At 41.9% G+C, this 4,231-nt stretch carries 5 protein-coding genes; 1 reads left to right on the plus strand and 4 read right to left on the minus strand.

Annotated elements, in window-relative coordinates:
• Positions 1 to 162 precede the first annotated feature (162 nt).
• On the minus strand, positions 163 to 897 hold the full coding sequence (locus QAS77_RS10775; protein ID WP_305065509.1) for a V4R domain-containing protein: 735 nt from the start codon (positions 895 to 897) through the stop codon (positions 163 to 165).
• 224 nt (positions 898 to 1,121) lie between these two features.
• Between QAS77_RS10775 and QAS77_RS10780 the strand changes: the two genes are divergently transcribed.
• Positions 1,122 to 2,135: a class I SAM-dependent methyltransferase gene (locus tag QAS77_RS10780; protein ID WP_305065511.1), complete on the plus strand. Its 1,014-nt coding sequence runs from the start codon at positions 1,122 to 1,124 to the stop codon at positions 2,133 to 2,135.
• 104 nt (positions 2,136 to 2,239) lie between these two features.
• On the opposite strand, the gene QAS77_RS10785 is transcribed toward QAS77_RS10780, so the two are convergent.
• The 3 genes from QAS77_RS10785 to QAS77_RS10795 form a co-directional block, all read right to left on the minus strand.
• Entirely contained in the window at positions 2,240 to 2,713 is a 474-nt protein-coding gene (locus QAS77_RS10785) for a DUF2124 domain-containing protein (protein WP_305065513.1), read from the minus strand.
• A gap of 59 nt (positions 2,714 to 2,772) precedes the next feature.
• Complete coding sequence (gene mch, locus QAS77_RS10790) at positions 2,773 to 3,735, minus strand: methenyltetrahydromethanopterin cyclohydrolase (protein ID WP_250868793.1); 963 nt, start codon at positions 3,733 to 3,735, stop codon at positions 2,773 to 2,775.
• Positions 3,736 to 3,894: 159 nt separating this feature from the next.
• Positions 3,895 to 4,231: hypothetical protein (locus tag QAS77_RS10795; RefSeq protein WP_305065515.1), on the minus strand; the 337-nt coding region annotated here is incomplete at its 5' end.

The raw sequence follows: 4,231 nt of genomic DNA on the forward strand, positions 1-4,231 counted from the left end.
TGGCGTTATCAAAGGCACTCGTTAAGTTGATTGACAGACAAGTCCCTTTGGTGATCTTGTCTGATCTTACCCTTTTTACCTTATCTCTAATATGATCGTATAAAGGTTTGATAGATAGCTTGCAGTTTCATTCCTATGCATCGAGTATATTTGCAAGGGCAGTTATTGCATAACAAAGAGGCAGTGTCCATAACCTGTTCCACAGCATTCTGTTTCCACGATGTTGCATTGCAGTTTCAGTCTATTTAGGATAATTCCTTGAAGTATGCCTTCATTAAAAGAGCATAATGTCTGGCCTATGTTCTTCGTACCTTCGCAGATAAAACTGTCCTTTATATTGATAATGAGGGGATCATGGGATACAATGGCGAGTTTGCCCATTTTGTGCCTTTGCCAGTAATCCGCAACTTCCTCGAACAATCCTTCGATATCAGTTGAAGTGAATGTTTCGGCGATCTTCATTCCTATATCCTGTCCGATATTTTCCATTATTGGCGTGTGGTTGAATCCCTGTGCCTGAAAACCGCTTTGTACTGTCTGGAATATTGATCTGAGAAGCTTTCCTTCACTATCGAAGCTCGAGGTAAACTCTTCCAGGTTCTTTCTGTAATGGTCGAATACTGGTTTTTGTGAGCATGCAGCATATTGTGAGCACATGACATATGTCTTTTTACGCCTGTCATCAGGGTCCACATGTTCTTCAAGTAAATGACTTGCCTTTAGATCTTTCAGATGTACGGATATCGTTGATTTTGCTTTTCCTGTATGCTTTACGATATCATCAAAAGATTGTGCATTCTCGTACAAGAACTCCATTATTTGAAGCTTGACCGGACCGTCAATGGCAATAATACCATTTAGGGTTGAAAATAGTGCAGTTTGTCCATCAGGCTCCATATAGAACAATTAAAATATGAAATATATAAAAGTTCGCTATGTAACGAATTATAAAGCTCCAACATATATCGATTTTTCAAGGCATTCTAAAGTGATTTTTCTACCTTAAATAATATTTTTAGATATGTTATTGGATATTATCAGCTTTTTAAGCAATTTTCAACTCTTCTTTCCAATTTTGACCGTTAGTTTATTTTTACTTTAGTGCAGATTCAGACCGTTCTATGAAAGCTGTTGTTGTACCCATTGGATCAGTTGAAGTTGTAAGGGCTGAATTTGTAAAGTTGAATGTGTTGGATAGGTCCCGGAAGATAGTGGTAGTTGATTCACTGGAATGTAGGATGGCTGAAATTCCCATTCTTCGTGATGTGTCCGGTTTCACTGTCGTGGGACAAAGTACTCCGGAATTCTATCGGTCAACTGCTTCATTGAAAGAGCATCTAATAGGTATCATTCCCGATGAGATCATGCGATACGTTCCTTCGGGCTGGCAGTTGATAGGTGATGTCATAATAACCCATATTCCTGCTGAGATCCGAAATTACAGAACAGAGATAGCGGAAAAACTTCTTTTGATGAATCCTCGATGTAACTGTGTTGTACAGGACCTTGGAATAAAAGGACCTTTCAGGGAACCTGAGCGTGAGATCATTATTGGTGACAAGACAGAGACCATACAGAAGGAGAACGGCTGCCTTTTTAAGATCGATGTGATGAAGTTGATGTTCTCAAAGGGCAACCTTGCTGAAAAAAGACGAATGAGTAAGCTTGGAAAGGATGACGTGGTAGTAGATATGTTCGCAGGCATTGGATACTTTTCCATTCCTCTTGCAGTCCATGGTAATCCTAAAAAGGTCTATTCCATCGAACTGAATCCTGTCTCATATGGCTATCTGCTTGAGAACATAAAGCTGAACCATCAGGAAGATGTCATTGAAGCCATCAATGGGAATTGCAAGGTTGTGACGCCTGTGGGCATTGCCGACCGTGTGATCATGGGATATGTGGGCACCACTCATGAGTATCTCCAGCAGGGGATATCTGCTATCAAGAAAGAGGGCGGTACTCTGCATTATCACGAGACTACACCTGAATGCCTTGTCTTTGACCGTCCCATAAAGAGAATAAAGGATGTAGCAGCAATCCTTGGAAGGGATGTTGAGATTATGGGATGTTATCGCATCAAAAAATATTCGCCAGGCGTATGGCATGTTGTTGTGGATGCATTTATCAAATGAATTGTAACCCCATTCTATGGATCAATGATGGGGTATGACAATACAAAATGAGCACTAAAAAAGAAAAATAATGTAGATGCTTAATTGTCAGATGTTTTTCCAATTCAAGCTTTCAATGTTTTGATCGATAGGTCGGAATTAATGATGTGATCGAATTCTATCGGTCCTATCCAGCACTGGTTCTCAAGGGCTGACTGGAAACAGACTCCGATGGTAGTTCTATTTTCCGTGTTCTCAAATACTTTTTCAATTGTGTCTTTCACGTCATTGATGTCTATGCCCATCTTTGGCATGGAAAGTCCGCCAAGAAGGACAATAGTGTCTGCATGGAAGTCTATATTGTCTCCGATCTGCATTCCGAAAGGTGTTTTGATGATTTCCCTTGCTTCCTCAGGTCTGGTCTCTGGAATAAAACCTATCTCTATATTTGTGTCACGTATGGCGTATGCCATAAGTTCTGCAAAAGGTGTACAGAATCCGGCTGTGCCAATGAACATAATTTTGTTTGAGTCCTTGACAAGCTTTCTAAAAGATGTTAAAAGACCGCCGACTCCACTGGAATTATCTATTGTTTCCATTTATCCTCCAAAAAAAGAAATATCGCAGCCATAAACGATGGCTGCATTCTCAATTATACTTATACGTTCTTGACGCCGAATGATTCGAGCAGAATGCCAGGGTTGATGCGACCGCTGGTGAATGACTTCTTTGACTTGAGGTCGTTGATGGTGATCTTTGCAGGTGCGAACATTCCTGCGTCAACCTTGAAGAAGTCAAATCCTGCTTCCTTGAATGTTGTGTAGAATGGCTTACCAAAGTCCCTTGATGTTGAGGATGGTGCCTTCTTCACGAAGTCTTCGAGTTTCTCTTCGTCTCCATGCTCAACGGTGTAGTATGTCTCACCACAGTAGATGATACAGTCGTTGGTGGATCCCATGCACTTGGTGTCGTCTCCGACAATAGGTGCGATAGGAGCAACACCGAAACCGCTCCTGATGGTGTTGATGTCGAAACCGATGGATTCGAGCTTGTGGATACCTGTTTCAACAACCCTTGCGGAGATCTGGACTGATCCTGCAATTGATGAGGTTGGTGCAACAGCAATGTAAACGTTCTGTGGCTCTACACTGCAATGCTTTGCAATGTACTCGACGATCTCCTCGTTTGGAAGTTTGTCGGATTCCATTACAAGGACCGCTGCATCAGCATCGTCTTTGTATCCGATCTTTTCGTAGAGCTCCTTTGGTTTAAGGCCGAGAGCCCTTGCAGGACCTGAACCCATTCCAAAGTAATCGCCGACTGCAATTCTCCAGCCTGCATACTGTGATGCCATACATGCGATGGTAGGATGGTCGGTAGCGACCTGAATTGCAGGTACTGCTAATCCATCGAGATCTACTTTAGTGTAGCTGATCTCAGCAAGGTCTGCGAGGCAGATGCGTGAGAGGTACATACCTGCATCGTAACCGCCTTCGGTGTTCACACCACAGTCGATGATGGTTGCGCCGTTCTCAAGCACTTTTGATTCTATCTTTACATCTTCTTCCCAGTCTAACATCTCATCGATGATCGCTAGTCCTTTTTCATTGACACTTATCATGGTTATCACTCATTATTATTGGTGTCTTTGATTAGCTCGGGGAGAATATAAAAGTGCCGATTGCACGAAGCCAGTCCAAATAGTGCCGGAGATAGCTAAAATTTAAAAAAGGGAATCCGGGCAGTTCAAATGCCCTGAGAAAGACCTGATGGTGTGTATTTATTTGTCCTTATGGCCCTTGATAGAGGCCAGCATGTCAACGCCACTATCCGTCAATCTGAAAAGATATTCCTTGACCACAACGATATTAGCATTTTTCAAAAAGTCCATGTGATACTTTAGTGTATTATCATCGGCTTCCACTTCAGCCTTTATGTCAGCTTCCGCTTTACCGAATACACCAATAGATGTTACAATCTGTCTTCTTATTGGGTGGGATGCAGCTTTGTCAAGCATTTCGTGTTCCATCCTTACTCTGTCTCCCTCTGAAGGTTTCTGCATTATAATATCATCAAGTTCATCGTAGTCATCTTCCATTATATTCGCCTCTTTTGTT

Origin of the sequence: Methanococcoides sp., assembly GCF_030594565.1 — an archaeon.
GTDB lineage: Archaea > Halobacteriota > Methanosarcinia > Methanosarcinales > Methanosarcinaceae > Methanococcoides > Methanococcoides seepicolus.